Below are 26,102 nucleotides of genomic sequence, written 5' to 3'. Positions count from 1 at the left end.
GCGTCGCCTATGAATGCGCTCGAGTACGTACCGGTCCCGGCGTTTGATGACAATTACATCTGGGTCGTTTCCGACGGACACCACGCGGCGGTCGTCGATCCGGGTGAGGCCGCCCCCGTAAAAGCCTATCTGGCAAAACGGGGTTGGCGGCTGAGCGCTATTTTACTCACGCACCATCATCAAGACCACGTCGGCGGGGTGGCCGATCTGCTGAATGGCCAGGCCGTGCCCGTCTACGGCCCCGCTGGTGAAGCGATCGAGCATCTCACGCATCGTCTCAAAAATGGCGACCACGTGTCGATTGCCGCGCCCGCGCTCGAATTGAGCGTGCTCGACGTGCCGGGCCACACCAGCGGCCACATCGCCTATTTCCAGGCGGCCGACCCGCAAGGCACGCCGCACGTGTTTTGCGGCGATACGCTGTTCGCCTGCGGTTGCGGCCGGCTGTTCGAAGGTACGCCGAAGCAGATGCTCGCCTCGCTGGACGCGCTGGCCGCGCTGCCCGGCGCGACCGAAGTTCACTGCGCGCACGAATACACGCTGTCGAATATCCGCTTCGCGCTCGCCTGCGAGCCTGGCAACGCCGAACTGCAAGCCTGGCGGGACAAAGCGAGCGAACTGCGCGCGCGCGACGTGCCCACGCTGCCCACCACGATCGCTCATGAACGCGCCGTGAATCCGTTTTTGCGCGCTGGCGTTGCGGCGGTTCAGGCGACCTTGCAGGAGCAGTTGCACGAGAAGGTGCCGGATCGATTGACGGCCTTTACCTTGATGCGCGAATGGAAAAACCGCTTCCGTTGACCCGCCTCCAAGCAGGGTAATCCTCACGCGAAGAATCGGAAAAATTCGCCAAGCCCAAGATTTACTTGATTTTTTCGTAATTTTCCGATTGACGTAAACGTTGCCGTTTCGTACTATCGGCTGCAAATTCCAGCCCTTGTGGAAGCCGAGATTTTCATGCGATTTATCTTTAGTGCGTTGCTGGTCCTGACGCTCGCCGCCTGCGCGAGCCAGGGACCGACGACGAGCATTCCGAACACCGCAACCAACCCCGCCAGTCAGCAAGCCGTAGCAGACGCCCTTCGCATGTCAGCCACCGCCAAAGAGACGATCAACGTCGATCAAGGCTCCGTCACTCAGTTGACGAGCGCCGACGCCGACCTTTGGGGCCGTATTCGCCGTGGTTTCCAGATGCCTGACCTGCAAACCGACCTCGTCGACATGCAGGTCAACTGGTATGCGCAGCGTCCTGATTACGTGCAGCGCATGACCGAGCGCTCGCAAAAGTACCTGTACCACATCGTCGAAGAGCTCGAGGCGCGCCATATGCCGACCGAGCTCGCGTTGCTGCCGTTCATTGAATCGGCGTATAGCCCGCAGGCGTTATCGGTGGCGAAGGCGGCCGGCATGTGGCAGTTCATGCCGGGCACGGGCCGCACCTACAACCTCAAGCAGAACATGTGGCAGGACGAGCGCCGCGACGTGCTGGCGTCGACCAGCGCCGCGCTCGACTATCTGTCGCGTCTGCATGACATGTTCGGCGACTGGCAGTTGGCGCTCGCGGCGTACAACTGGGGCGAGGGCAACGTGCAGCGCGCGATTGCGCGCAACGAGGCGGCGGGCTTGCCCACCGACTACCTCAGCCTGCGCATGCCGAACGAGACGCGTAACTACGTGCCGAAGCTGCAGGCGGTGAAGAACATCGTGATGAACCCGCAAATGTACGGGCTCACGCTGCCGACCATTCCGAACCACCCGTATTTCGTGACGGTAACCACCTCGCACGACATCGACGTGGACATGGCCGCCAAGCTCTCCAATCTGTCCCTTGACGAATTCCGCTCGCTGAACCCGTCGTTCAGGAAGCCGGTGATTCTCGGCGCCACGCAGCCGCAGATCCTGCTGCCATTCGACAACGCCAGCGCCTTCGAGCGCAATCTGAAGACTTACTCCGGCTCGCTGTCGTCGTGGACCACGTACACGGTCACCGAACGCGCGACACCCGCGGCAATCGCGCAGAAGATCAGCGTCGACGCCGACACGCTGATGGAAGTGAACAAGATTCCGGTCGGCATGCGGTTGAAACCCGGCTCCACGATCGTGGTGCCGCGCGGCTCGGACGACGACGAGGACATTAGCGCCGACGTCGCCGAAAGCGCCGTGCTGGCCATGGAGCCCGACGTCCCCGATACGCGCAAGATGCTGATCCGCGTACGCCGCAATCAGTCGATGGCAGCCATCGCTGTGCGTTATGGCGTATCGGTCGGGCAGTTGAAGGCATGGAACCGTACGCATCGCGATGCCGTTTCGCGCGGTCAGGTGATCGTGCTGCACGTGCCGGTCGGCAAGGCCATGCCTAGCGAGCCGGGTCCGGAACGCATCGCGACCGATGTGCAAGGCGGCGGCGTCGAGAAAATCGGCACCCGCGTCGCGGACACCAGAAGCGAATCGCGCTACGACAAAAAGAAGGGTCGTGGCCGGGCCGAGGTAGTGAAGGTCTCCGAGCCGGTAGGCAGGGTCGTCAAGCCGACGGCATCCAGCGCCAGCAAGGGCAAGGTGACCAAGGTGTCGGCTTCCACGTCCAGCAAGGCGTCGAAGGCTGCGGCAGAGAGCCGCCCGAAGACCACGGCCAGCGCGAAGAAGAGTAAGTAGACCAATAACGGCTCTTACGGTAGTGACCACATGCGTTGCGGGGCAGCGCATGAATTGCGCTCCGATCACGCACCGCGCTTTTCCAACGCCGTCACCTGTGGTGACGGCGTTTTTCATTGTGCAGATCGTTTCGCGCAAAGCCGGCGCTTTTCCTTTATCTTTCGTGCTTCGGTCAAACCCATTCGGCCAGCCGCCTAACTCAAAACTCATGTCGTCGACCCAGTTGCGCGTCTTCTTGCTGTTCTCCGCCGGCTATTTCGTTTCCTACGTGTTCCGCGGCGTCAATCTCGGCTTTGCGCCGTTCATCACGCATGATCTCGGCCTGTCGGCTGCCGATTTGGGCTTGCTCACGAGTCTTTATTTTCTCGGCTTTGCGGGCGCTCAGATTCCGGCTGGCGTCCTGCTCGATCACTTCGGCGCGCGGCGTGTCACGGCCGTCACGCTGCTATTTGCCGCGCTCGGCATTTGGGTGTTCGGCGCCGCTCATAGCGTCGGCGTGATGATGGTGGGGCGGCTGCTGATCGGCGTCGGCGTCTCCGTGTGCCTTGGCGCCGCATTCAAGGCATTGGCGCAACACTTCGCCGCCGCGCGCTTGCCGCTGATGAACGGCCTCGTGATGGCGATCGGCGGCTTCGGCGGCGTGATGGTCGGCTCGCCGCTGACGTGGGCGCTGACGTTCGCCAGCTGGCGCACCGTCTGCGTCGGGCTCGGTATCTTGACAGTGCTGGTCGCGCTGGCGCAGTGGACGCTCGCGCCGGACACGAAGGAATCGCATCATCAGGCGAGTCTGGGTGCCCAGTTCAAAGGCACGCTGCATATTCTGCGCAGCGCGGCGTTCTGGAAGATCGCGTCGTTCTCGGTGGTCACGCAAGGCGTCTTCTACGCGATGCAGTCGCTTTGGGTCGGTGCGTGGCTGCGCGACGTGCAGGGCTTCGAGCCGCGCGAAGCCGCCGCGCTTGTTTCGATTCTCGGCTTCGCGATGATGGCCGGCTGCGTGGGCTTCGGCGCGGCGGCGCGCGGCCTCGAGCGGCGCGGCATCTCGCTTTACGCGTTTTGCGGCATCGGCATGGCGCTGTACGTCGTGACCCAGTTGCTCATCATGTTCAAGGCGCCGCTGCCCGCGGGCCTGTTGTGGGCGGCGTACGGCATTTTCGGCGGCACCGGCATTCTCAGCTATGCGGTCATGGCGCGGCACTTCCCGGCGCAGATGATCGGCCGCGTGAATACCACGCTGACGTTGATCATCTTCCTGCTGATTTTCGGCTTCCAGATCGGCGTCGGCGCCGTGCTGTCGCATTGGCCGGCGAGCGGCGGCCACTATCCGGCGGCCGCGCATCTGACGGCATGGGGCATTCTCGTGGCGTTGCAGGTGGCGAGCGCGATCTGGTACGTGTTGCCGGGGCGTAAGCTGGTTCATCCAGCCGAGGTCCGGGCCGAACAGGACGCTTGAAGCAAAATCGAGCCTGCAGTCTGCCGCCAGGCACGCCCGTTCGCCGGTCGTCACGGCGCTTGGCGCCGGGTGATTCGCCGGTAGTGCCCCATCTCCCGGCATTGTCCTGATTTGCGCCGGCAGAAACGCTCCAGATCACCGTCCGCGCCAGACACGACAGCGCTTTCAGCGATTTCGAACCGCACTGCGCCATATGCCGACGCCATCTCGGATTTGGAGGGAAGGGCAGTTTCACGCTATAATTCCGAGGTTTGAGCTTATCAACCCGCACCCTAGCGCCTACCTCTCCCATACCGTTCATCCGCCGCGCGCCACCGGCGTAGCAAGCAGGGCCACGCCCCGAGCCGATCCGTCCACACAATGGACCCATCGCGCCCCTTGCAACGTCAACGGCAGTTCGCGAGCGAGTCTGCGCGCGCATCCCGGATGCGTTTCGCTGCGGCTCGCAGTCGGATAGACAGGTCGGCAACAGGGTGTTCCCCCAAGGAGTCTCCCGTGTTGCCGTCATTTTCTCCCGCACTGCTCGCGCTCGCCGACGGCACGGTCTTTCGTGGTTACTCGATCGGCGCCCCCGGGCATACCATCGGCGAAGTCGTGTTCAACACCGCTATCACCGGCTATCAGGAAATCCTGACTGACCCGAGCTACGCGCGCCAGATCGTGACCCTCACGTATCCGCATATCGGCAACGTCGGCGTGAACGCCGAAGACGTCGAAGCTACGAAAGTCCATGCCGCCGGCCTGATCATTCGCGATCTGCCGGTTCTCGCGTCGAACTTCCGCATGGAGCGCACGCTCCCGCAATACCTCCAGGACGAAGGCGTGGTTGCCATCGCCGGTCTCGATACCCGCATGCTGACTCGCGTTCTGCGCGACAAGGGCGCGCAGAACGGCGCGATCCTCGCCGGTTCGGACGACGAAGCCAAAGCCATCGAACTCGCACGCTCGTTTCCGGGCCTCTCGGGCATGGACCTCGCGAAAGTCGTGTCGACCAAGGACACCTACGAGTGGACCCAGACCGAATGGCGTCTGGGCGAGGGCTACGGCACGCAAAAGGCGCCGAAGTACCGCGTCGTGGCGTTCGACTACGGCGTCAAGTACAACATCCTGCGCATGCTGGCCGAACGCGGCTGCCACGTCACCGTGCTGCCGGCGCAAGCCAGCGCTGCTGACGCGCTCGCTCTCAATCCGGACGGCATTTTCCTGTCGAACGGTCCTGGCGACCCGGAGCCGTGCGATTACGCAATCACGGCTACCAAGGAACTGATCGAGCGCGGCATTCCGACCTTCGGCATCTGCCTCGGTCATCAGATCATGGGCCTCGCGGTCGGCGCCAAAACCATGAAGATGAAGACCGGCCACCACGGTGCGAACCATCCAGTGAAAGATCTGGAAGACGGCCGCGTGGTGATCACGTCGCAGAACCACGGTTTCGCGGTCGATGCCGACACGCTGCCTGCCAACGCTCGTGCCACGCACGTTTCGCTGTTCGACGGCACGCTGCAGGGCTTCGCGCTGACCGACAAGCCGGCGTTCTGCTTCCAGGGTCACCCGGAAGCGTCGCCTGGTCCGCACGACATCGCCTATCTGTTCGACCGCTTCACAGCGTTGATGGACACGAAGAAGGCTGGCAAGACCGCAGCGGCATAAAGCGGCAGACAAGTCCCGGCGGCGCATGGCTCACGCCGCGCCGCGCGTGACCGGCGCACACGCCGACGTACATGGCGTAAGCGACGCACACGCGGCGAGCCGCACTGGACAGAGTAGAGCGCGCGCAACGTTACGGCGGCGCGCGCCGACGGAAAGAATAGCAACCAGGTTGCATGGCACCGGAGTAAGGCGCTAAAGCGCCAACTCCGGTGGACACAGGAATACATTAGCGAGAGCGTTATGCCCAAGCGGACAGACATCAAGAGCATTCTCATCATCGGCGCGGGTCCGATCATCATCGGCCAGGCGTGCGAGTTCGATTACTCGGGCGCGCAGGCATGCAAGGCGCTGCGTGAGGAAGGCTACAAGGTCATTCTCGTCAACAGCAATCCGGCGACGATCATGACCGACCCGAACACGGCCGACGTGACCTACATCGAGCCGATCACGTGGGAAGTCGTCGAGCGCATCATCGCCAAGGAGCGCCCCGACGCGATCCTCCCGACGATGGGCGGCCAGACCGCGCTGAACTGCGCGCTCGACCTGCACGCGCACGGCGTGCTGGAGAAGTACAAGGTCGAGCTGATCGGCGCGTCGCCGGAAGCGATCGACAAGGCGGAAGATCGCCAGAAGTTCAAGGACGCAATGACCAAGATCGGCCTCGGTTCGGCCAAATCGGGCACCGCGCATTCCATGGAAGAAGCGCTGGCGGTGCAAGCGGACATCGCTGCGCAAACGGGCAGCGGCGGCTATCCGGTCGTGATCCGTCCGTCGTTCACCTTGGGTGGCTCGGGCGGCGGCATCGCATATAACCGCGACGAGTTCGAAGAGATCTGCAAGCGCGGTCTCGACCTGTCGCCCACGCGCGAACTGCTGATCGAAGAGTCGCTGCTCGGCTGGAAAGAGTACGAGATGGAAGTGGTCCGCGACAAGAAGGACAACTGCATCATCGTCTGCTCGATCGAAAACCTGGACCCGATGGGCATCCACACCGGCGACTCGATCACTGTCGCGCCGGCGCAAACGCTCACGGACAAGGAATATCAGATCCTGCGTAACGCATCGCTTGCGGTGCTGCGCGAGATTGGCGTCGACACGGGCGGCTCGAACGTGCAGTTCTCGATCAATCCGAAAGACGGCCGCATGGTCGTGATCGAAATGAATCCGCGCGTGTCGCGCTCGTCGGCGTTGGCGTCGAAGGCGACCGGTTTCCCGATCGCGAAGATCGCCGCGAAGCTGGCGGTCGGCTACTCGCTCGACGAGCTCAAGAACGAAATTACCGGCGGCCAGACCCCGGCATCGTTCGAACCGACCATCGACTACGTCGTCACCAAGATCCCGCGTTTCGCGTTCGAAAAATTCCGCGAAGCCGATTCGCGCCTGACCACGCAGATGAAGTCGGTCGGCGAAGTGATGGCGATCGGCCGCACCTTCCAGGAATCGTTCCAGAAGGCGCTGCGCGGACTGGAAGTCGGCGTGGACGGTCTGGACGAAAAGACCGATAACCGCGACGAGATCATCCGCGAGATCGGCGAAGCCGGTCCGGACCGTATCTGGTACGTGGGCGACGCGTTCCGTATCGGCATGACGGCTCAGGAAATTTTCGAAGAAACCTCGATCGACCCGTGGTTCCTCGCGCAGATCGAACAGATCATCCTGAAGGAAAAGGCGCTGGCGGGCCGCACGCTCGCAAGCATCTCGAAGGAAGAGCTGAAGTATCTGAAGCAGAGCGGCTTCTCGGATCGTCGTCTGGCAAAGTTGCTCGGCGCCAAGCCGGCGGAAGTGCGTCAACGCCGTATCGAGTTGAACGTGCGCCCGGTGTACAAGCGCGTCGATACGTGCGCGGCCGAGTTCGCCACGAAAACCGCCTACATGTACTCGACCTACGAGGAAGAGTGCGAAGCGAACCCGACCAGCAACAAGAAGATCATGGTGCTGGGCGGCGGCCCGAACCGGATCGGCCAGGGCATCGAGTTCGATTACTGCTGCGTGCACGCCGCGCTCGCCATGCGCGAAGACGGCTACGAAACGATCATGGTCAACTGCAACCCTGAAACCGTTTCGACCGACTACGACACGTCCGATCGTCTGTACTTCGAATCGCTCACGCTCGAAGACGTGCTCGAAATCGTCGACAAGGAAAAGCCGGTTGGGGTGATCGTGCAATACGGCGGTCAAACGCCGCTGAAGCTCGCGCTCGACCTCGAAGCGAACGGTGTGCCGATCGTCGGCACGTCGCCGGACATGATCGACGCCGCCGAAGACCGCGAGCGTTTCCAGAAGCTGCTGCAGGACCTCGGTCTGCGTCAGCCGCCGAACCGCACCGCGCGCGCCGAAGACGAAGCGCTCAAGCTGGCCGACGAGATCGGCTATCCGCTGGTGGTGCGTCCGTCGTACGTGCTCGGCGGCCGCGCGATGGAAATCGTCCACGAGCCGCGCGACCTCGAGCGCTACATGCGCGAGGCCGTGAAGGTGTCGAACGACTCGCCGGTCCTGCTCGACCGCTTCCTGAACGACGCGATCGAATGCGACGTGGATTGCATCTCCGACGGCGAAGCGGTATTTATCGGCGGCGTGATGGAACACATCGAACAGGCGGGCGTGCACTCGGGCGACTCGGCCTGCTCGCTGCCGCCGTATTCGCTGTCGAAGGAAACCGTGGCTGAGTTGAAGCGTCAAACCGGCGCGATGGCGAAGGCGCTGAACGTGATCGGCCTGATGAACGTGCAGTTCGCGATCCAGCAGGTGCCGCAGGCGGACGGCTCGAAAGAAGACGTCATCTATGTGCTCGAAGTGAATCCGCGCGCTTCGCGCACGGTGCCGTACGTATCGAAGGCGACGAGCCTGCCGCTCGCGAAGATCGCGGCGCGCGCCATGGTCGGTCAGAAGCTCGCTGAACAAGGCGTGACGAAGGAAATCGATCCGCCATACTTCAGCGTGAAGGAAGCCGTGTTCCCGTTCGTCAAGTTCCCGGCAGTCGATCCGGTGCTCGGACCGGAAATGCGTTCGACCGGCGAAGTGATGGGCGTGGGTCAGACTTTCGGCGAAGCGCTGTTCAAGTCGCAACTCGCGGCGGGTTCGCGTCTGCCGGAGTCGGGCACGGTGCTGCTGACCGTGATGGACGCGGACAAGCCGAAGGCTGTCGAAGTCGCACGCATGCTGCACGAACTCGGCTATCCGATCGTCGCGACCAAGGGCACGGCTGCCGCGATCGAAGCGGCCGGCGTGCCGGTGAAGGTCGTCAACAAGGTGAAGGACGGCCGTCCGCACATCGTCGACATGATCAAGAACGGCGAGATCGCGCTGGTCTTTACGACCGTCGACGAAACCCGCGCCGCGATCGCCGACTCGCGTTCGATCCGCATGAGCGCGCAGGCGAACAAGGTCACGTACTACACGACCATGTCCGGCGCGCGTGCCGCAGTGGAAGGGTTGCGCTATTTGAAGGATCTGGAAGTCTATGATTTACAAGGCCTGCACGCTCGCCTAAACTAAGGCTTCGAATACCTGTCAAAGATGTAAGTGCCGCGGTTAAGCGGCGTTCCGCAGGTGCTTGGCGCCGGGTTTTTCCCGGCGCTCTGGCCCCCGCGGAATGCACTTAACCGCGGTGATTTTTTTTACGGCTGTTTTTTGCATAGAGTTGTTTATGAGCACTGTTCCATTGACGAAGCGCGGCGCGGAAATGTTGCGCGATGAGTTGCAGCGCCTGAAATCGGTTGAGCGTCCTTCGGTGATCAATTCGATCGCGGAGGCGCGTGCCCAGGGCGATCTGTCGGAAAACGCGGAATATGACGCGGCGAAGGAAAAGCAGGGCTTTATCGAAGGCCGGATTGCTGAAATCGAATCGAAGCTGGCCGGCGCGCAGGTGATCGATCCGGCGGCCGTGGAAGCGGACGGGCGCGTGGTGTTCGGCGCGACCGTGGAACTGGAAGACCTGGATTCGGGAGCGTCGGTCAAATATCAGATCGTCGGCGACGACGAGGCGGACATCGACCATGGTTTGATCTCGATCAGCTCGCCGATTGCGCGCGCCCTGATCGGCAAGTCGGAAGGCGACGTTGCGTCGGTGCAGGCACCGGGCGGCGTGCGCGAATACGAAATCATCGCGGTTAGCTACGTTTGAAGGCGGCTCCGGTGTCCCTGATGCCGCATCGTTTTTTCCGCTTATTGACGGTGGTGTGGGTCGGTAGTCTGCTGACTATCGGCTACGCGGTCGCGCCTGTGCTGTTCACCTCGCTCGACCGGATGACCGCTGGCGCGGTGGCCGCGCAACTGTTCCGCATTGAAGGCGTACTGGGTGCGGTGTGCGGCATTTTGCTACTCGGTCTCGCGAACGTGCTGGTTCGGCGCGGCAGCGATGCGTATCGTCGTTTGCGCTGGCTGATCGCGGGGATGCTGGTGTGCGTGCTGGTGGGTTACTTCGCGTTGCAGCCGTTTATGAATGCAATGCGCATCGCCGCGCTAGAAGCGGGTAGCGATGTCGGACATTCTGCTTATGCAACACGCTTCGGCATTTTGCACGGCGTGTCGAGTCTGTTCTACCTGATCGAAAGTCTGCTGGGTGTGGCGCTGGTGTGGAAACTGCCTGCGGGCGCAGGTGTGGCGTCGGCGGAGCAGGGTGCTCGTGGCACGGCAGGGAAAGTGGCCGGCTGACACCGGCGGCCATGGTGCTTTCAGCCGCTGAGTATGCAAACCAGAACGCGGCGAGCTTGCTGAACGATCTCAAGTTTTGAAGTCGTGATCAAGCCGCCTGCATCGAGGTGCGGACGCCGCCCGCACCTTTCATCATTCGCTTATTTCGACGACTGATGCGAGCGCTTCGCACTGGCCTGGCGTTTCTTGGCGCGCTTGATGTTGCCGCCTTGCGTCACGCGTTCATTGCCACGCACCACGACGGCTTTGGCCTTGGGTTTGCGCATCGGGATTTCGCTGGGCTTCACCACGGTCACGACGCGCGGCGCGCGGCCCTTACCCGGTTTGGCTTCCACCGCGGCTTCGCGGGCGCTCGGCAGGGCTCCGCGTTTGGTCTTCACGGCCGGTTGGGCGGCTTCCGGTTTCCAGATCACCAGCAGCTTGCCGATATGCTGGATCGGCGCGGCGTTCAGCTTGTCACAGATTTCTTCATAGATCGCGATGCGCTCTTCGCGTTCGTCACCGAACACGCGGATTTTGATGAGCTGATGAGCGCCAAGGTGGACCTTGATCTCGGAGAGCACAGCGTCGGTCAAGCCTTCGGCGCCGACGAGCACGACCGGTTTGAGCGCATGTGCCTGGGAGCGCAACTCGGCGCGTTGGTCGGAAGAGACTTTGAGGGCGGGCATGGAAAGTGGGAGACTCGACTAAAATGGCGGCACCTGCATTTCCGAGAGATTCGGCTAATAGGGCAGGGCGGCGCGTCAGAACAACAGAATCGCGGATGACTGCCAGTTTTGGCGGCGTCCGCGCGAATTAACCGCGTATTATCCCCTAAAGCGTGTCATAACGCAGCAAGAGTTCAACGCTTAATGGCAAAAAACAAATTCAACACGGCGTGGTTGCATGATCACATCAACGACCCGTACGTAAAAATGGCGCAGCGGGAGGGCTATCGTGCCCGCGCGGCCTACAAGCTCAAGGAAATCGACGAACAGGACAAGCTGATCCGTCCCGGCCAGGTGATCGTCGATCTCGGTTCGGTGCCCGGCAGTTGGAGTCAGTACGCGCGTAACAAGCTTGCCAAGGGTTCGCAGCGCGACGCCGAGCGCGAAGGTGGCATCGACGGCACGATCATCGCGCTGGACATCCTGCCGATGGAGCCGATTGCCGACGTCACTTTTATTCAGGGCGACTTCCGCGAAGACAGCGTGGTCGGTCAACTGGAAGAATTGGTCGGCGAACGCCAGGTTGATCTTGTAATTTCGGATATGGCGCCCAACCTGTCGGGAGTGGCGGTGGCGGATGCCGCGCGAATCGAGCATCTGTGCGATCTCGCGCTGGAATTCTCACAAAATCACCTCAAGCAGGATGGTGCCCTTTTAGTCAAATGCTTTCACGGCAGCGGTTACAGCCAGATTGTCGAAAAGTTCAAGCATCAATTTAAGGTGGTGGCGGCCCGTAAGCCGAAAGCGTCGCGGGACAAATCGTCAGAAACGTTTATTTTGGGTAAGCATCTCAAGCGGCCCGCATAGGACGCTGCAGGACGGTTCCGCATCTGCCGATAATGCGATCATGGCCTCGGAAATGGGTGCGGCACTGACCCGCTGTCCTATTTCTGTGGTAGTGAAACCTTATGGCAGGGGTCTGCGGACTGGATTAGAATGCTTTCGTGGTGCCGCAAGGCAAATATAGGCGCCCGTCTAAGTGAAGGAGTGGTGCTTTGAACAACAATATGTTTTCGAAAGCAGCAGTGTGGCTGGTTATCGCACTGGTGCTGTTTACGGTGTTCAAGCAGTTCGACAAGCCCCGTGTCCAGGAAGGCGTTTCCTATTCGCAGTTCATGGACGACGCGAAGAACGGCAAAGTCAAGAACGTCATTGTCCAGGGGCGGAACCTCACGGTCACTCCAGCAGACGGCCAGAAGTACCAGATCGTGTCGCCCGGCGACATCTGGATGGTCGGCGATCTGATGAAGTATGGCGTTCAGGTGAGCGGCAAGGCTGATGACGAACCCAATGCGCTGGTGTCCGCGCTGTACTACCTCGGACCGACGATCCTGATCATCGGCTTCTGGTTCTACATGATGCGACAGATGCAGGGGGGCGGGAAAGGTGGTGCGTTCTCGTTCGGCAAATCCCGTGCACGTCTGATCGACGAAAACAACAACGCAATCAATTTCACCGACGTCGCCGGTTGCGACGAAGCCAAGGAAGAAGTCTCCGAACTGGTCGACTTCCTGCGCGATCCGCAGAAGTTTCAGAAGCTGGGCGGACGCATTCCGCGCGGCGTGCTGCTGGTTGGGCCGCCGGGAACCGGTAAGACGCTGTTGGCGCGTGCTATCGCGGGTGAAGCGAAAGTGCCGTTCTTCAGCATCTCGGGTTCGGACTTCGTCGAAATGTTCGTCGGTGTCGGCGCGGCTCGTGTGCGCGACATGTTCGAGCAGGCCAAGAAGCATGCGCCTTGCATCGTGTTCATCGACGAAATCGACGCGGTCGGTCGTCATCGCGGCGCCGGCATGGGCGGCGGTAATGACGAACGCGAGCAGACGTTGAACCAGATGCTGGTCGAGATGGACGGCTTCGAAGCGAACTCGGGCGTGATCGTGATCGCCGCAACGAACCGCTCGGACGTGCTCGACAAGGCGCTGCTGCGTCCGGGCCGTTTCGACCGTCAGGTGTACGTCGGTCTGCCGGACATTCGCGGCCGCGAGCACATCATGAAGGTTCACCTGCGCAAGGTGCCGATTTCGAACGACGTCGATGCAGCGGTGATCGCACGCGGCACGCCGGGCTTCTCGGGCGCCGATCTGGCGAACCTCGTGAACGAAGCCGCTTTGTTTGCGGCTCGCCGCGGCAAGCGCATCGTTGAAATGAACGACTTCGAAGACGCGAAAGACAAGATCTTCATGGGTCCGGAGCGCAAGTCGGCTGTGATCCGCGAAGAATCGAAGCGTGCTACGGCTTACCACGAGTCGGGCCATGCGGTGATCGCCAAGCTGTTGCCGAAGGCCGATCCGGTGCACAAGGTCACGATTATTCCGCGTGGCCGCGCGTTGGGTGTGACCTGGCAGTTGCCGGAGCATGACAACGAAACGTATTCGAAGGACTACCTGCTGGATCGCCTGGCGATCCTGTTCGGTGGCCGCGTCGCGGAAGAGTTGTTCCTGAACCTGCTCAGCACCGGCGCGTCGGACGACTTCAACAAGGCCACGCAAACCGCGCGCGCCATGGTGGCCCGCTTCGGCATGACGGACGCACTTGGACCGATGGTCTACGTCGACGACGAAAACGACGCCACGCCGTTTGGCCGCGGCTTTACGCGCACCATTTCGGAAGCGACGCAGCAGAAGGTCGATGCCGAAATTCGTCGCGTGCTGGACGAGCAATACAATCTCGCGAAGCGCCTGCTGGACGAGAACCGCGACAAGGTCGAAGCGATGACCGCCGCGCTGATGGAGTGGGAAACGATCGACGCCGATCAGATCAACGACATCATGGCAGGCCGTCCGCCGCGTTCGCCGAAGAGCTCGCCGCCGTCGGCAACCGACGCCTCGTCGGGCGGTAGCCCGGGCACCGAGGTCAAACCGGGCAGCGCAACCGCGCCGGCCTGATAGGCGACCAGTAGAAAGTGCGGGCCGGTGTGTTTTCACACCGGCCCGTTTTGCATTTATCCGTTTGCATGAAGCACTTCCACGTGTCGAAAGTCGAATTCCCTTTTTTGTCTATTCCCGAGCCGCTGCAGTGCGGCCGCTTCAAGCTGACCTTTGAACGCCCGTTGGTCATGGGCATTCTGAACGTCACTCCCGATTCATTTTCCGACGGCGGCAAATACGCAATGCGCGGCGATGCGTTGCGCCAGGCCGAGCGTATGATGCTCGACGGCGCCGACATTATCGATATCGGCGGCGAATCGACGCGTCCGGGCGCGCCGCCGGTGTCGCTCGACGAAGAACTGGAGCGGGTGATCCCGCTCGTCGAGCAACTGCGTGGCGCGAATGTGCCGTTGTCGATCGACACCTACAAGCCTGAAGTGATGCGCCATACGCTGGCCGCCGGCGCCGATCTGATCAACGACATCTGGGGCTTCCGCATGCCGGGCGCAATCGACGCGGTGCGCGACAGTCAATGTGGCGTGTGCGTCATGCACATGCTCGGCGAGCCGCAGACCATGCAGGTCGGTGAGCCCGCCTATGACGATGTGGTGAGCGAGGTTCGCGATTTTCTCGAGGAGCGGGTCGCGGCGCTCAAGCAGGCGGGCATTGCGCGTGCTCGTATCAGCGTGGACCCAGGTTTCGGCTTCGGCAAGACCGTAGTCGAGCATAATTACACGCTGCTCGCGCATCTGCCGGACACGGCGCCGCGAGCTGAGCCGCCATATCCCATTCTTGCCGGCATGTCGCGCAAGTCGATGGTCGGCGCGGTGGTGGAACGCCCGGCGCCGGAACGCGTCGCGGGGAGTATTGCGGCGGCCGTGTGCGCCGCTGAACGGGGCGCTGCGATTCTGCGTGTACACGACGTCGCGCAAACTGTAGATGCATTGAAAGTATGGGCAGCCATGCGCGACGCGGCGAAGCACAGCCGCGCGCGCGGTTGAACCCACAAGCCAAGGAGGAAGATAAAACATGGCACGTCGTTATTTCGGAACGGACGGCATTCGGGGCAAAGTCGGCGAAGGACCGATCACGCCGGAGTTTGTATTGCGGCTCGGCTACGCGGCCGGCAAGGTGTTGGCAGGCGCGGACCGCTGGGCCAAAAGTGGCACGCGGCCAACCGTGTTGATCGGCAAAGACACGCGGGTGTCGGGCTACATGCTCGAAGCCGCGCTCGAGTCAGGTTTCTCCGCAGCGGGTGTGGACGTGATGCTGGCCGGTCCGATGCCGACTCCCGGCATCGCCTACCTGACGCGCGCGTTGCGGCTCGCCGCGGGCGTGGTGATCAGTGCATCGCATAACCCGTACTACGACAACGGCATCAAATTTTTCTCCGCCGACGGCAACAAGTTGCCGGACGAAGTGGAAGCGCAGATCGAGGAGCAACTCGATCTGCCGCTCGCCTGCGCGGCATCCGAGCAACTCGGCAAGGCGCGGCGTCTCGACGACGCGGCGGGCCGCTACATCGAGTTCTGCAAGAGCACGTTCCCGGCGGCATTCGACCTGCACGGCCTGAAGCTGGTGGTCGACTGCGCGCATGGCGCTGCGTATGACGTCGCGCCGCACGTGTTCCACGAACTCGGCGCCGAAGTGATTCCGATCGGCGTCGCGCCGAACGGCTTCAACATCAACGACGGTGTCGGCGCGACCGCGCCGGATGCGCTGGTGCGCGCCGTGCGCGCGAATCATGCGGATCTGGGCATCGCGCTCGATGGCGACGCCGACCGTCTGCAGATGGTCGACGCGGCAGGGCGTCTCTACAACGGCGACGAACTGCTCTACATCCTGGTCAAGGACCGTGTCGCGACCGACGGCAAAGTGGACGGCGCAGTCGGCACCCTGATGACCAATATGGCGGTGGAAGTGGCGTTGCAGGAAGCCGGCGTGAAGTTCGTGCGCGCGGCGGTCGGCGATCGCTACGTGCTCGAGCAGTTGCGCGAACACGGCTGGCAACTGGGAGCCGAGGGCTCCGGCCATATTCTTTCGCTCGATCGGCATTCCACGGGCGACGGCATCGTCTCGGCGTTGCTGGTGCTGGCAGCCATGAAGCGCAGCGAGAAAACGCTCGCCGACCTGCTCGACGGCGTCACGCTGTTCCCGCAGAAGCTGATCAACGTGCGCATGAAGCCTGGCGCGGACTGGAAGAGTAGCGACGTAATCCGCCGCGCCATTGCCAAGGCGGAAAGCGCGCTGAACGGCCGCGGCCGTGTGCTGATCCGTGCGTCCGGCACGGAGCCGGTGCTGCGCGTGATGGTGGAAGCGGAAAGTGCCGCCGACGCACTTCTTCATGCGGAATCGATTGCCGGCGCGGTCAAAGAGGCTACGGCGTAAGCCACACGCGCTTGCGGCGGCAAGGACGTTGGGACGATGCGCATCGTGTCCTGACGCCCTCGCTCGCTGCGCTTAGTCTGCGTTCGGCTCCGCAATCACCACGCGTCAACTTGCGTCAATTGACCACAGCGCGTCACACCCCACGTGACACGCGTTGCCGACTCAGTTAGCGAACCGCGCAAAAGGCACATCGCAAAGTGGGTTAGCGCCGAAAAACACAAAATCAAAATCCATTCCCAACGCTCATAGCCACGCTCGAACTACCCTCCCACCCGCGGCCCATTGCCGCACGACCCACACCGCATATTTTTTCGCGAACACGCACTCGCAAACGTTCGCGCCCCATCTTTCTTCGCCTAATCTAGAGAACGTCACGACTTTCGCCGGAAGATCAGGTTTTCCCTGACTTGTCGGCTTTCAGTCGTGTAATCTTACTGTCACATCCGTTTCACGTTAAGTCACGTTACTGTCACAAAGAGACCCTAAGCTTCGCGGTGTTCGTCTTACACGCTCACACCGCTCACACCTTTGGAGGTCTCATGAAATTGATGCAAACCGTGTTCGCTGGCGTCGCTGGCGCGCTTTTCGCGATCGCAGCGCAAGCCGCAGACATCACCGGCGCGGGCAGCACCTTCGCAGCACCGATCTACACGAAGTGGGCCGACTCGTATCAGAAGTCGGGCGGCGGCAAGGTTAACTATCAAGGCATCGGCTCGTCGGGCGGCGTGAAGCAGATCGTCGCGAAGACCGTCGACTTCGCCGGTTCGGACGCTCCGCTGAAGGACGACGAACTCGCCAAGGAAGGCCTGTTCCAGTTCCCGACGGTGGTCGGCGGCGTGGTGCCGGTCGTCAATGTGCCGGGCGTCAAGCCGGCTGAACTGACGCTGTCGGGCGAAGTGCTCGGCGACATCTATCTGGGCAGGATCAAGAAGTGGAACGATCCGGCGATCGTTGCGCTGAACCCGAAGGTCAAGCTGCCGGATACCGACATCGCCGTGGTTCGCCGCGCCGATGGTTCGGGCACCAGCTTCATCTGGACGAACTATCTGTCGAAGGTCAACGCAGACTGGAAGTCGAAGGTCGGTGAAGGTTCCACGGTCAACTGGCCGACGGGCACGGGCGGCAAAGGCAACGACGGCGTCGCGGCCTTCGTGCAACGTCTGCCGGGCGCAATCGGCTACGTGGAATGGGCGTACGCGAAGCAGAACCACATGACGTATGTCGCGCTGAAGAACTCGACGGGCACGGTTGTCGAGCCGAAGACGGAGACCTTCAAGGCAGCGGCAGCAGGCGCGGACTGGTCGAAGTCGTTCTATCAGATCCTGACGAACGAGCCGGGCAAGAACGCATGGCCGATCGTCGGCGCGACCTTCGTGCTGTTGCACACGGCGCAGGACAAGCCGGCGCAAGGCGCAGAAACGCTGAAGTTCTTCGACTGGGCGTTCAAGAACGGCACGCAAGCCGCAAACGATCTGGACTACATCTCGCTGCCGGATTCGGTCGTGGCGGAAATCCGCACGCAATGGAAGGCGAAGGTGAAGGACGCTTCGGGCAAGGCAATCGCCGAGTAAGCGAAGCAACGGGTGCGGCAATGAGCAAAGCGCCCGGCATCGGCAGTACGTAACACATTGGCCGTCCTCCTGTGAGGACGGCCAATGGCTTTAACCCCCGGCATTACCGGCCGCATGACACGTGTCGTACGGCAACTGGAAACAGGTCCATCAGGCTCTCATGTCCGATATCCAATTAGCGCCCGGCGCGAGCAGGTCGACCCCGCCCGGCAGCGCGTCGCAGCAGAAAGCGCCCAGCCGCGCCGGCGACGTGATCTTCGGCGGTCTCGCGCGCTTCGCCGCCATCATCACTTTGCTGCTGCTCGGCGGCATCATCGTCTCGCTGATCGTCGCGTCCATGCCGTCGATCAAGCAATTTGGCCTCAGCTTCCTGTGGACCGCCGACTGGGATCCACCCAGCAAGCAATTCGGCGCCCTGGTGCCGATCTATGGCACGATCGCCACCTCGATCATTGCACTCATCATCGCGGTGCCCGTCAGCTTCGGCATCGCGCTTTTCCTGACCGAACTCGCGCCCGCGTGGCTGCGCCGCCCGCTCGGCATCGCGATCGAACTGCTCGCCGCGATTCCGTCGATCGTGTACGGCATGTGGGGTCTGCTGGTGTTCGCGCCGATCTTCGCGACGTACTTCGAAAAACCGCTCGGCGTCGTGCTCGGCGGCATTCCGTTTGTCGGTGCGTTGTTTCAGGGCGCGCCGATCGGCATCGGCATCCTGTGCGCGGGCGTGATTCTCGCGATCATGATCATTCCGTATATCGCCTCGGTGATGCGCGACGTGTTCGAAGTCACGCCGGTTCTGCTGAAGGAATCGGCATACGGCATCGGCTGCACGACGTGGGAAGTAATGTGGAAGATCGTGCTGCCCTTTACGAAGAGCGGCGTGATCGGCGGCGTGATGCTGGGTCTGGGCCGCGCGCTCGGCGAGACCATGGCTGTCACGTTCGTGATCGGCAACACCAATCTGCTCGACAACGTGTCGCTCTTTTCGCCGGGCAACAGCATCACGTCGGCGCTCGCCAATGAATTCGCCGAAGCGGATCCGGGCCTGCATACGTCGGCGCTGATGGAACTCGGCCTCATTCTGTTCGTGATTACCTTCATCGTGCTGGCGATCTCCAAGGTCATGCTGCTTCGCCTCGAAAAAGGGGAGGGCGCGAAATGAGCCAGCCCACTTTGAATATGCCGGGATCGAACGACGCCGTCGCGCTCGAAGCAATGCGTGTGCGTCTGCAAGGCCGCCGCCGCATGAAGAACGCGGTTGCGCTGACCATGTCGCTCGCCGCGATGGCGTTCGGTCTGCTGTGGCTGATCTGGATTCTGTACACGACCTTGCGCCTGGGTATCGGCGGCTTGTCGGTCGAGCTGTTCACGCAATCGACGCCGCCGCCGAACACCGATGGCGGCGGTCTCGCCAATGCGATCGTCGGCAGTCTGATGCTGGTCGCACTCGCGACTTTCGTCGGCACGCCGATCGGTATTCTGGCGGGCGTCTATCTCGCCGAATACGGCCAGAAGGGCTGGCTCGCGAGCGTCACGCGTTTCATCAACGACATTCTGTTGTCGGCGCCCTCGATCGTGGTCGGCCTGTTCGTCTATGCGCTGGTGGTGGCGAAGATGGGCCACTTCAGCGGCTGGGCCGGCGTATTCGCGCTTGCCTTGCTGCAGATCCCGATCGTGATCCGCACCACGGAAAACATGCTGAAACTGGTGCCGAACGCACTGCGTGAAGCAGCCTTCGCACTCGGCACGCCGAAGTGGAAGATGGTGCTGTCAATCACGCTGAAGGCTTCCATCGCGGGTATCGTCACCGGCGTGCTGCTCGGCGTGGCGCGTATCGCGGGCGAAACCGCGCCGCTGCTCTTCACGGCGCTGTCGAATCAGTTCTTCTCGATGGACATGGGCCAGCCGGTCGCGAACCTGCCGGTCACGATCTACAAGTTTGCGATGAGCCCGTTCGCGCAGTGGCAATCGCTCGCGTGGGCCGGCGTCTTCCTGATCACGCTCGCGGTGTTGGGACTGAACATCCTCGCGCGCACGATCTTCTCGAACAAGTAAGGGCGGAGTGTAATCCGATGAATATGGCAGAAACTCAACTCAATCCGATCGCGCGCCCTACCGCGCCCGCCGGTTTCGATCCCGCCCAGAGCGGCCAGTCGCAGGCGCCGTCGCGTCCGAAGATCGAGATCAACGACCTGAACTTCTTCTACGGCAAGTATCACGCGCTGAAGAACATCAATCTGCAGATTCCCGAAGGCAAGGTGACCGCGTTCATCGGCCCGTCGGGTTGCGGCAAGTCCACGCTGCTGCGCACGCTGAACAAGATGTACGCGCTCTATCCGGAACAGCGCGCTGAAGGCGAGATCCTGATGGACGGCGAAAACCTGCTGACATCCAAGCGCGATATTTCGCTGCTGCGCGCACGGATCGGCATGGTGTTCCAGAAGCCGACGCCGTTTCCCATGTCGATCTACGACAACATCGCGTTCGGCGTGAAGATGTTCGAAACGCTGCCGCGCTCGGAGATGGACGACCGCGTGGAATGGGCGCTGACCAAGGCCGCGCTGTGGAACGAAGTGAAGGACAAGCTCGGCCAGAGCGGCTACGGTTTGTCGGGCGGCCAGCAGCAGCGTCTGTGCATCGCGCGCGGTATCGCGATCCGTCCGGAAGTGCTCCTGCTCGACGAGCCGTGTTCGGCGCTGGACCCGATTTCGACGGGCCGTATCGAAGAACTGATCGCCGAACTGAAGAGCGATTACACGGTGGTGATCGTCACGCACAACATGCAACAGGCGGCCCGCTGTTCGGACTACACTGCCTATATGTACCTCGGCGAGTTGATCGAGTTCGGCGACACCGAAAAGATCTTCATCAAGCCGGTCCGCAAGGAAACCGAGGATTACATCACTGGCCGCTTCGGTTAACACGCCGAACAAACAAGGGAGTACGACATGTCCGACAAACACCTGTCCAGCCAGTTCGACGCCGACCTGAATCTGGTTTCCTCCAAGGTGCTCGAAATGGGCGGCCTGGTCGAATCGCAGATCGTCAAGGCCATGCAGGCGCTCAACGAATTCGATCTCGACATCGCCGAACAGGTGATCGCCGCAGAAGAGCGTCTGAACAAGATGGAAGTGGACATCGACGAAGAGTGCAGCAACATCATCGCGCGCCGTCAGCCGGCCGCGCGTGACCTGCGTCTGTTGATCGCGATTTCGAAGACCATCACGAATCTCGAGCGCGCCGGCGACGAAGCCGAAAAGATCGCCAAGCGCACCAAGCGTTTGATGGAAGACGGCGCGTCGCGCACCATCAACATCGCTGAAATCAAGTTGTCGGGCGAAATGGCGGTGTCGATTCTGCGCCGCGCGCTGGACGCGTTCGCGCGCCTCGATACGGTCGCCGCCGCGCAGATCGTGCGCGACGATAAAGCGATCGACGAAGAATTCCGCGCCTTCGTGCGCAAGCTGATTTCGTACATGACCGAAGATCCGCGTTCGATCTCGGTGGGCCTCGACTTCCTGTTTATCGCCAAGGCGATCGAGAGGATCGGCGACCACGCGAAGAACATCGCCGAGTTCATCATTTACATCGTGAAGGGTACGGACGTGCGGCACAAGTCGCGCGACGCGCTCGAACGCGAAGCACTCAGTTAATCCAGATATAAGGACCAGAGGTGCCGATGCCCAGCAGCATTCTCGTCATTGAAGATGAGCCCGCCATTTCCGAATTGATTTCGGTCAATCTTCAACACGCCGGACACTGCCCGATTCGCGCGTACAACGCGGAGCAGGCGCAAAACCTGATCAGCGACGTATTGCCGGACCTTGTCCTGCTCGACTGGATGTTGCCGGGTAAATCGGGCATTGCGTTCGCGCGCGATCTGCGCAACAACGAGCGCACCAAGCATATCCCGATCATCATGCTGACCGCGCGCGGCGACGAGCAGGACAAGGTGCTCGGCCTCGAAATCGGCGCCGACGACTACGTCACCAAGCCGTTCTCGCCGAAGGAACTGATGGCGCGCATCAAGGCGGTGTTGCGCCGCCGCGCCCCGCAGTTGACTGAAGACGTGGTCGCGATCAATGGCCTCAAGCTCGATCCGGCCACACACCGCGTGGCCGCGCATGCGGAAGGTAGCGAGATCAAGCTCGATCTCGGTCCGACGGAATTCCGTCTGCTGCATTTCTTCATGACGCACCCGGAGCGCGTGCACAGCCGCACGCAACTGCTCGATCAGGTGTGGGGCGATCACGTATTCGTCGAAGAGCGCACGGTCGATGTGCATATCAAGCGCTTGCGCGCGGCGCTCAAGCCCGCCGGGTGCGATGCTATGATTGAGACGGTACGCGGCAGCGGCTACCGGCTTGCGAAGAGCGCCTGAGGCGCGCATTAGCGGCGTTGCGCCGCCCGCGTCGGGTACGTCTGTTCGCAACCATAGGCGCCGCGATTTTCATCCCGGCGCATAGGCTTTTCTCTTCGATCGCTAGACCATGAACATCATCTGGGCGCGCTCCATCGTGTCGGTCGTGCTGCTGGCTGTTCTGTGCGCGGTGGTCGGCGCACTCGTGAACGTCAAGGCGGCGCTCGTCCTCGCGATCGTCATGCTGCTCGCGCAGAGCCTTTTCAGCACCTTTCATAAGCAGCGCCTGTGGCGTTTGCTCGACGCGCCGGTTTATGGCGAAGTGCCGAGCGCCCCCGGCATCTGGGGCGAAATCTACTACCGTCTGCACAAGCTCGCGAAGCGCTGGCACGCCCAGGTGCGCTCGGTCGAGCAACAGCACTCGCGCTTTATTCAGGCGATCCAGGCCTCGCCTAACGGCGTCGCCATGCTCGACGATCACGACCAGATCGAGTGGTGCAACGCGATCTCCGAACTCCATTTCGGCCTGGACGCGAAGCGCGACCTGCGCCAGCACATCACACATCTGGTGCGCCAGCCGGACTTCGTTCGCTATCTGAATTCGCATCGCTACGAAGAAATGCTGATCATGCGCGGCATGGGCGACAAGCGGCAGAACGTGCTGTCGGTGCAGGTGTTTCCGTACGGTGAGAATCGCAAACTGGTGCTGTCGCAAGACATCACCGAGCTCGAACGCACGGATGCAATGCGGCGCGACTTCGTCGCCAATGTGTCGCATGAACTGAAGACGCCGCTCACGGTGCTGTCGGGTTTTCTGGAGACCATGCGCGAGTTGCCATTGAGCGAAGGCGAACGTTCGCGCTATCTCGAACTGATGGAGCAGCAGGCTTCGCGCATGCGCCACATCGTCAACGATTTGCTCGTGCTCGCCAAACTCGAAGGCGACAACAAACCGCCGAGCGATCAGATGATCGATATGCGCGCGGTGTTGCGGCATTTGCACGACGACGCGGAAAGCCTGTCGAGCGATCATCACAAGATCACATTCGATGCCGACGAAGGGCTCACGGTCACCGGCGTCGAGACGGAAATTCTCAGCGCGCTCGGCAACCTCGTCACGAACGCGATCCGCTACACGCCGGACGGTGGCGCGATCAGAGTGGTTTGGCACGCGCAGGGCGGCAATGCGATATTTTCGGTGACGGACAGCGGACTCGGCATTCCCTCCGCGGACATACCGCGGCTGACGGAGCGTTTCTATCGCGTCGATCGCAGCCGTTCGCGCGATACCGGCGGCACGGGCCTCGGTCTTGCGATCGTCAAGCATGTGCTGCAACGTCACGATGCGCAACTCGATGTGAAGAGCGAGGAAGGGCGCGGCAGCACGTTCACCGTGCGCTTTCCGGTGTATCGCACGGCGCGCCGGCAACCGGCGCCGGCTTGAGCGTAGCCGCGTCGGCATGAAGAAAAGCCCGCACATAGCGGGCTTTTTTGCGCGTACCACTTTTGTTGGCGGCCCGCCGAAGCGAGCGCAGTCACTCACGCTACGAACAGAATTTCCCCAACAGACTCATCTGCGCGTTGCGCGAGGACTTGCCCGGCCGGCGGCGCCGGTAATGGCCGTCGCTTTGCATCAGCCACGCGGATTGATTGTCGCCGAGAAACGCAGACAGACCTTCAGCGATCACACGCCGCTTCAAACGCCGGTTGTTGATCGGAAATGCGACTTCAACACGCCGGAAGAAATTGCGGTCCATCCAGTCGGCGCTCGACAGATAGACCTGTTCCTTGCCACCGTCGTAAAAGTAGAAGATACGATGGTGTTCGAGAAAGCGCCCAACGATCGAGCGTACGGTGATGTTCTCCGACAACCCGGCTACGCCAGGCTGCAACGAACACACGCCACGCACGATCAGATCGATTTTGACGCCCGCCTGCGCGGCCTCGTACAACTCGGCGATCACCGTGGGTTCGAGCAGCGCATTCATCTTCGCGACAATGCGCGCCTTCTTGCCGGCGCGCGCATGCTCGGCTTCGGCGCGGATCGCTTCGACGAGTTTCGGATGCAGCGTGAATGGCGATTGCCACAACTCGTGCAGCTTCAGTTCTCCGCCAATGCCGGTCAGTTGCTGGAACACGTGATGCACGTCTTCGCAGATTTTCTGGTCGGCGGTCATCAAACCGAAGTCAGTATAAAGACGCGCCGTGCGCGGATGGTAGTTGCCGGTGCCGAGGTGCACATAGCGCTTGAGCGTGGTCTTGCCGCCCACCGACACGCGCCGCACGATCAGCATCATCTTCGCGTGGCACTTGTGGCCCACCACGCCGTACACCACGTGCGCGCCGACTGCTTCGAGCTGCGAGGCCCAGTTGATGTTGGTTTCTTCATCGAAACGCGCGAGCAGTTCGACTACGACCGTGACTTCCTTGCCGTTGCGCGCCGCTTGCATCAGCGCGTCCATCAGCGGCGAATCGGTGCCGGTGCGATAGATGGTCTGCTTGATCGCGACCACGTTCGGATCTTTGGCTGCCTGCAGCAGCAATTCGAGCACCGGCTGAAAACTTTCGTACGGATGATGCAGCAGCACGTCGCCCTGATCGATCACGTCGAACATGCTGGCGCTGTTGGCGACCTGCGGCGGAATCGCGGGGATGTGCGGCACGAACTTGAGATCGGGGCGGTCCACCATCTCCGGTAATTGCATCAGCCGCACCAGATTGACGGGGCCGTCGGCGTAATAGCAATCCTTGTCGGACAGGCCGCTTTCGTCGAGCAGGCGCCGCACGACATGCGTGGGCGTTTCCGCCGACACTTCGAGGCGCACCGCGTTGCCCAGATGCCGCGCCGGCAATTCGCCCTGCAACGCGACGCGCAGATTGGTGATTTCATCTTCGTCGACGAACAGTTCGCTATTGCGCGTGATGCGAAACTGATTGCAGCTGCGCACCACGAGGTTCGGAAACAGTTCGCCGACAAAGCGTTGCAACAGGGAGCTCAGCAGCACGAAGCCATGCGGGTAGCCCGACAGTTCCTGCGGCATGCGCACGAGCCGCGGTAACGCGCGCGGCGCCTGCACGATGCCCATCATCGCCTGACGGCCGAACGCGTCCTTGCCTTCCAGTTCCACGACGAAGTTCAGGCTCTTGTTGAGCACGCGTGGAAACGGATGCGCCGGATCGAGGCCGATGGGCGTGAGCACGGGCAGTAGTTCGTCGAAGAAGTAGTTGCGCGCCCATTCGGTCTGCGCTTCGTTCCACGCTTCCGTGCCGTGAAAATAGATGCCTTCTGCTTCGAGCGCGGTGAGCACCGTGTCGTGCAGCATGGTGTACTGGCGATGCACGAGTTTCTGCGCGCGTTCGACCACGAGGTCGTACACGTGCTGCAGCGACATGCCGTCCGGCGATAGCGCGCCGGGGTTGTCGCGCATCTGTTCCTGCAGCCCGGCCATGCGGACTTCGAAGAATTCGTCGAGATTGCTACTGGTGATGCAGATGAAACGCAGGCGTTCGAGCAAAGGGACGGCTGGGTCGGCAGCTTGTGCCAACACACGCTCGTTGAAACCCAGAATGCCCAGCTCGCGATTCAATAAGGGGTAGCGGATGGACATCGGCAGCGAGAATGGAATGTCAGGAAGAGAGGCGGAAAGACGCTCGGAAATTCTCACAGTATGATGACGTTGTTATGACATTCTCGATTATTTATTCTACGCCGTAATCGCCTCGTGTCGTCAATATGACGCAGTCTGTATGGGACCATCGGCCACCCCCATTGCTGCGAGGTGACATCGTGAGGCCCGGTACGCT

20 protein-coding genes are annotated in these 26,102 nt (G+C 61.7%); 18 read left to right on the top strand and 2 right to left on the bottom strand.

Annotation, left to right across the window (positions count from 1 at the left end):
- Positions 1 to 9 precede the first annotated feature (9 nt).
- The 7 genes from gloB to B0G73_RS23930 all read left to right on the top strand — a co-directional run bounded on the left by gloB (position 10) and on the right by B0G73_RS23930 (position 10,405).
- The gene (gloB, locus tag B0G73_RS23960) at positions 10 to 801 is read left to right on the top strand and encodes a hydroxyacylglutathione hydrolase (RefSeq protein WP_106283732.1); all 792 of its coding nucleotides are present in this window, start codon (positions 10 to 12) and stop codon (positions 799 to 801) included.
- A gap of 156 nt (positions 802 to 957) precedes the next feature.
- On the top strand, positions 958 to 2,652 hold the full coding sequence (locus B0G73_RS23955) for a transglycosylase SLT domain-containing protein (RefSeq protein WP_106283731.1): 1,695 nt from the start codon (positions 958 to 960) through the stop codon (positions 2,650 to 2,652).
- A 208-nt stretch (positions 2,653 to 2,860) separates the two neighbouring features.
- Positions 2,861 to 4,102 (top strand): nitrate/nitrite transporter, encoded by a 1,242-nt coding sequence (locus B0G73_RS23950; RefSeq protein ID WP_106283828.1) that lies wholly within the window; start codon positions 2,861 to 2,863, stop codon positions 4,100 to 4,102.
- Between the two features lie 495 nt (positions 4,103 to 4,597).
- Positions 4,598 to 5,752 carry a glutamine-hydrolyzing carbamoyl-phosphate synthase small subunit gene (gene carA / locus B0G73_RS23945; protein WP_106283730.1) on the top strand — a complete coding sequence of 385 codons (1,155 nt, stop codon included), beginning with the start codon at positions 4,598 to 4,600 and terminating at the stop codon, positions 5,750 to 5,752.
- Between the two features lie 240 nt (positions 5,753 to 5,992).
- Positions 5,993 to 9,247: a carbamoyl-phosphate synthase large subunit gene (carB, locus tag B0G73_RS23940; protein WP_106283729.1), complete on the top strand. Its 3,255-nt coding sequence runs from the start codon at positions 5,993 to 5,995 to the stop codon at positions 9,245 to 9,247.
- A 151-nt stretch (positions 9,248 to 9,398) separates the two neighbouring features.
- Complete coding sequence (gene greA, locus B0G73_RS23935) at positions 9,399 to 9,875, top strand: transcription elongation factor GreA (RefSeq protein ID WP_012433846.1); 477 nt, start codon at positions 9,399 to 9,401, stop codon at positions 9,873 to 9,875.
- A gap of 20 nt (positions 9,876 to 9,895) precedes the next feature.
- Entirely contained in the window at positions 9,896 to 10,405 is a 510-nt protein-coding gene (locus B0G73_RS23930) for a DUF4149 domain-containing protein (protein ID WP_106283728.1), read from the top strand.
- 140 nt (positions 10,406 to 10,545) lie between these two features.
- Here B0G73_RS23930 and B0G73_RS23925 read toward each other — a convergent pair whose 3' ends face one another.
- A complete protein-coding gene (locus B0G73_RS23925) occupies positions 10,546 to 11,073 on the bottom strand; it encodes a YhbY family RNA-binding protein (protein ID WP_106283727.1) in 528 nt (175 codons plus the stop codon).
- Between the two features lie 183 nt (positions 11,074 to 11,256).
- Here B0G73_RS23925 and B0G73_RS23920 point away from each other — a divergent pair, with 183 nt between their 5' ends.
- The 11 genes from B0G73_RS23920 (at position 11,257) to phoR (ending at position 23,742) form a co-directional block, all read left to right on the top strand.
- The gene (locus tag B0G73_RS23920; protein WP_106283726.1) at positions 11,257 to 11,919 is read left to right on the top strand and encodes an RlmE family RNA methyltransferase; all 663 of its coding nucleotides are present in this window, start codon (positions 11,257 to 11,259) and stop codon (positions 11,917 to 11,919) included.
- Between the two features lie 188 nt (positions 11,920 to 12,107).
- Positions 12,108 to 13,997 carry an ATP-dependent zinc metalloprotease FtsH gene (gene ftsH, locus B0G73_RS23915; protein ID WP_012433842.1) on the top strand — a complete coding sequence of 630 codons (1,890 nt, stop codon included), beginning with the start codon at positions 12,108 to 12,110 and terminating at the stop codon, positions 13,995 to 13,997.
- A 68-nt stretch (positions 13,998 to 14,065) separates the two neighbouring features.
- Positions 14,066 to 14,980: a dihydropteroate synthase gene (gene folP / locus B0G73_RS23910; protein WP_146144231.1), complete on the top strand. Its 915-nt coding sequence runs from the start codon at positions 14,066 to 14,068 to the stop codon at positions 14,978 to 14,980.
- 28 nt (positions 14,981 to 15,008) lie between these two features.
- Positions 15,009 to 16,367: a phosphoglucosamine mutase gene (gene glmM, locus B0G73_RS23905; protein WP_106283725.1), complete on the top strand. Its 1,359-nt coding sequence runs from the start codon at positions 15,009 to 15,011 to the stop codon at positions 16,365 to 16,367.
- 539 nt (positions 16,368 to 16,906) lie between these two features.
- Positions 16,907 to 17,938 (top strand): phosphate ABC transporter substrate-binding protein PstS, encoded by a 1,032-nt coding sequence (pstS, locus tag B0G73_RS23900; protein ID WP_106283724.1) that lies wholly within the window; start codon positions 16,907 to 16,909, stop codon positions 17,936 to 17,938.
- A gap of 160 nt (positions 17,939 to 18,098) precedes the next feature.
- Positions 18,099 to 19,100 carry a phosphate ABC transporter permease PstC gene (gene pstC, locus B0G73_RS23895; RefSeq protein ID WP_106283723.1) on the top strand — a complete coding sequence of 334 codons (1,002 nt, stop codon included), beginning with the start codon at positions 18,099 to 18,101 and terminating at the stop codon, positions 19,098 to 19,100.
- Positions 19,097 to 19,993, top strand: coding sequence for a phosphate ABC transporter permease PstA (pstA, locus tag B0G73_RS23890; protein ID WP_106283722.1), 897 nt, complete (start codon positions 19,097 to 19,099; stop codon positions 19,991 to 19,993). Before pstC ends, pstA begins: the two co-directional genes overlap by 4 nt.
- A gap of 17 nt (positions 19,994 to 20,010) precedes the next feature.
- The gene (pstB, locus tag B0G73_RS23885; protein WP_106283721.1) at positions 20,011 to 20,859 is read left to right on the top strand and encodes a phosphate ABC transporter ATP-binding protein PstB; all 849 of its coding nucleotides are present in this window, start codon (positions 20,011 to 20,013) and stop codon (positions 20,857 to 20,859) included.
- A gap of 27 nt (positions 20,860 to 20,886) precedes the next feature.
- Positions 20,887 to 21,591 carry a phosphate signaling complex protein PhoU gene (phoU, locus tag B0G73_RS23880; RefSeq protein WP_106283720.1) on the top strand — a complete coding sequence of 235 codons (705 nt, stop codon included), beginning with the start codon at positions 20,887 to 20,889 and terminating at the stop codon, positions 21,589 to 21,591.
- 26 nt (positions 21,592 to 21,617) lie between these two features.
- Positions 21,618 to 22,319, top strand: coding sequence for a phosphate regulon transcriptional regulator PhoB (phoB, locus tag B0G73_RS23875; RefSeq protein ID WP_006051991.1), 702 nt, complete (start codon positions 21,618 to 21,620; stop codon positions 22,317 to 22,319).
- 109 nt (positions 22,320 to 22,428) lie between these two features.
- The gene (gene phoR, locus B0G73_RS23870) at positions 22,429 to 23,742 is read left to right on the top strand and encodes a phosphate regulon sensor histidine kinase PhoR (protein ID WP_106283719.1); all 1,314 of its coding nucleotides are present in this window, start codon (positions 22,429 to 22,431) and stop codon (positions 23,740 to 23,742) included.
- 100 nt (positions 23,743 to 23,842) lie between these two features.
- Here phoR and ppk1 read toward each other — a convergent pair whose 3' ends face one another.
- On the bottom strand, positions 23,843 to 25,906 hold the full coding sequence (gene ppk1 / locus B0G73_RS23865) for a polyphosphate kinase 1 (protein WP_106283718.1): 2,064 nt from the start codon (positions 25,904 to 25,906) through the stop codon (positions 23,843 to 23,845).
- Positions 25,907 to 26,102 lie beyond the last annotated feature (196 nt).

Source organism: Paraburkholderia sp. BL25I1N1, from assembly GCF_003002025.1.
Taxonomy (GTDB): Bacteria; Pseudomonadota; Gammaproteobacteria; order Burkholderiales; family Burkholderiaceae; genus Paraburkholderia.
The sequence above is the reverse complement of the archived record's forward strand: the minus strand, read 5'-3'. Positions and strand labels throughout refer to the sequence as shown.

Bases quoted from the DNA above. Each gene is read 5' to 3' on its own strand.
- gloB (WP_106283732.1), top strand. From the start codon at position 10: ATGAATGCGCTCGAGTACGTACCGGTCCCGGCGTTTGATGACAATTAC.
- B0G73_RS23955 (WP_106283731.1), top strand. From the start codon at position 958: ATGCGATTTATCTTTAGTGCGTTGCTGGTCCTGACGCTCGCCGCCTGC.
- B0G73_RS23950 (WP_106283828.1), top strand. From the start codon at position 2,861: ATGTCGTCGACCCAGTTGCGCGTCTTCTTGCTGTTCTCCGCCGGCTAT.
- carB (WP_106283729.1), top strand. From the start codon at position 5,993: ATGCCCAAGCGGACAGACATCAAGAGCATTCTCATCATCGGCGCGGGT.
- greA (WP_012433846.1), top strand. From the start codon at position 9,399: ATGAGCACTGTTCCATTGACGAAGCGCGGCGCGGAAATGTTGCGCGAT.
- B0G73_RS23930 (WP_106283728.1), top strand. From the start codon at position 9,896: ATGCCGCATCGTTTTTTCCGCTTATTGACGGTGGTGTGGGTCGGTAGT.
- B0G73_RS23925 (WP_106283727.1), bottom strand. From the start codon at position 11,073: ATGCCCGCCCTCAAAGTCTCTTCCGACCAACGCGCCGAGTTGCGCTCC.
- B0G73_RS23920 (WP_106283726.1), top strand. From the start codon at position 11,257: ATGGCAAAAAACAAATTCAACACGGCGTGGTTGCATGATCACATCAAC.
- folP (WP_146144231.1), top strand. From the start codon at position 14,066: ATGAAGCACTTCCACGTGTCGAAAGTCGAATTCCCTTTTTTGTCTATT.
- glmM (WP_106283725.1), top strand. From the start codon at position 15,009: ATGGCACGTCGTTATTTCGGAACGGACGGCATTCGGGGCAAAGTCGGC.
- pstS (WP_106283724.1), top strand. From the start codon at position 16,907: ATGAAATTGATGCAAACCGTGTTCGCTGGCGTCGCTGGCGCGCTTTTC.
- pstC (WP_106283723.1), top strand. From the start codon at position 18,099: ATGTCCGATATCCAATTAGCGCCCGGCGCGAGCAGGTCGACCCCGCCC.
- pstA (WP_106283722.1), top strand. From the start codon at position 19,097: ATGAGCCAGCCCACTTTGAATATGCCGGGATCGAACGACGCCGTCGCG.
- pstB (WP_106283721.1), top strand. From the start codon at position 20,011: ATGAATATGGCAGAAACTCAACTCAATCCGATCGCGCGCCCTACCGCG.
- phoU (WP_106283720.1), top strand. From the start codon at position 20,887: ATGTCCGACAAACACCTGTCCAGCCAGTTCGACGCCGACCTGAATCTG.
- phoB (WP_006051991.1), top strand. From the start codon at position 21,618: ATGCCCAGCAGCATTCTCGTCATTGAAGATGAGCCCGCCATTTCCGAA.
- phoR (WP_106283719.1), top strand. From the start codon at position 22,429: ATGAACATCATCTGGGCGCGCTCCATCGTGTCGGTCGTGCTGCTGGCT.
- ppk1 (WP_106283718.1), bottom strand. From the start codon at position 25,906: ATGTCCATCCGCTACCCCTTATTGAATCGCGAGCTGGGCATTCTGGGT.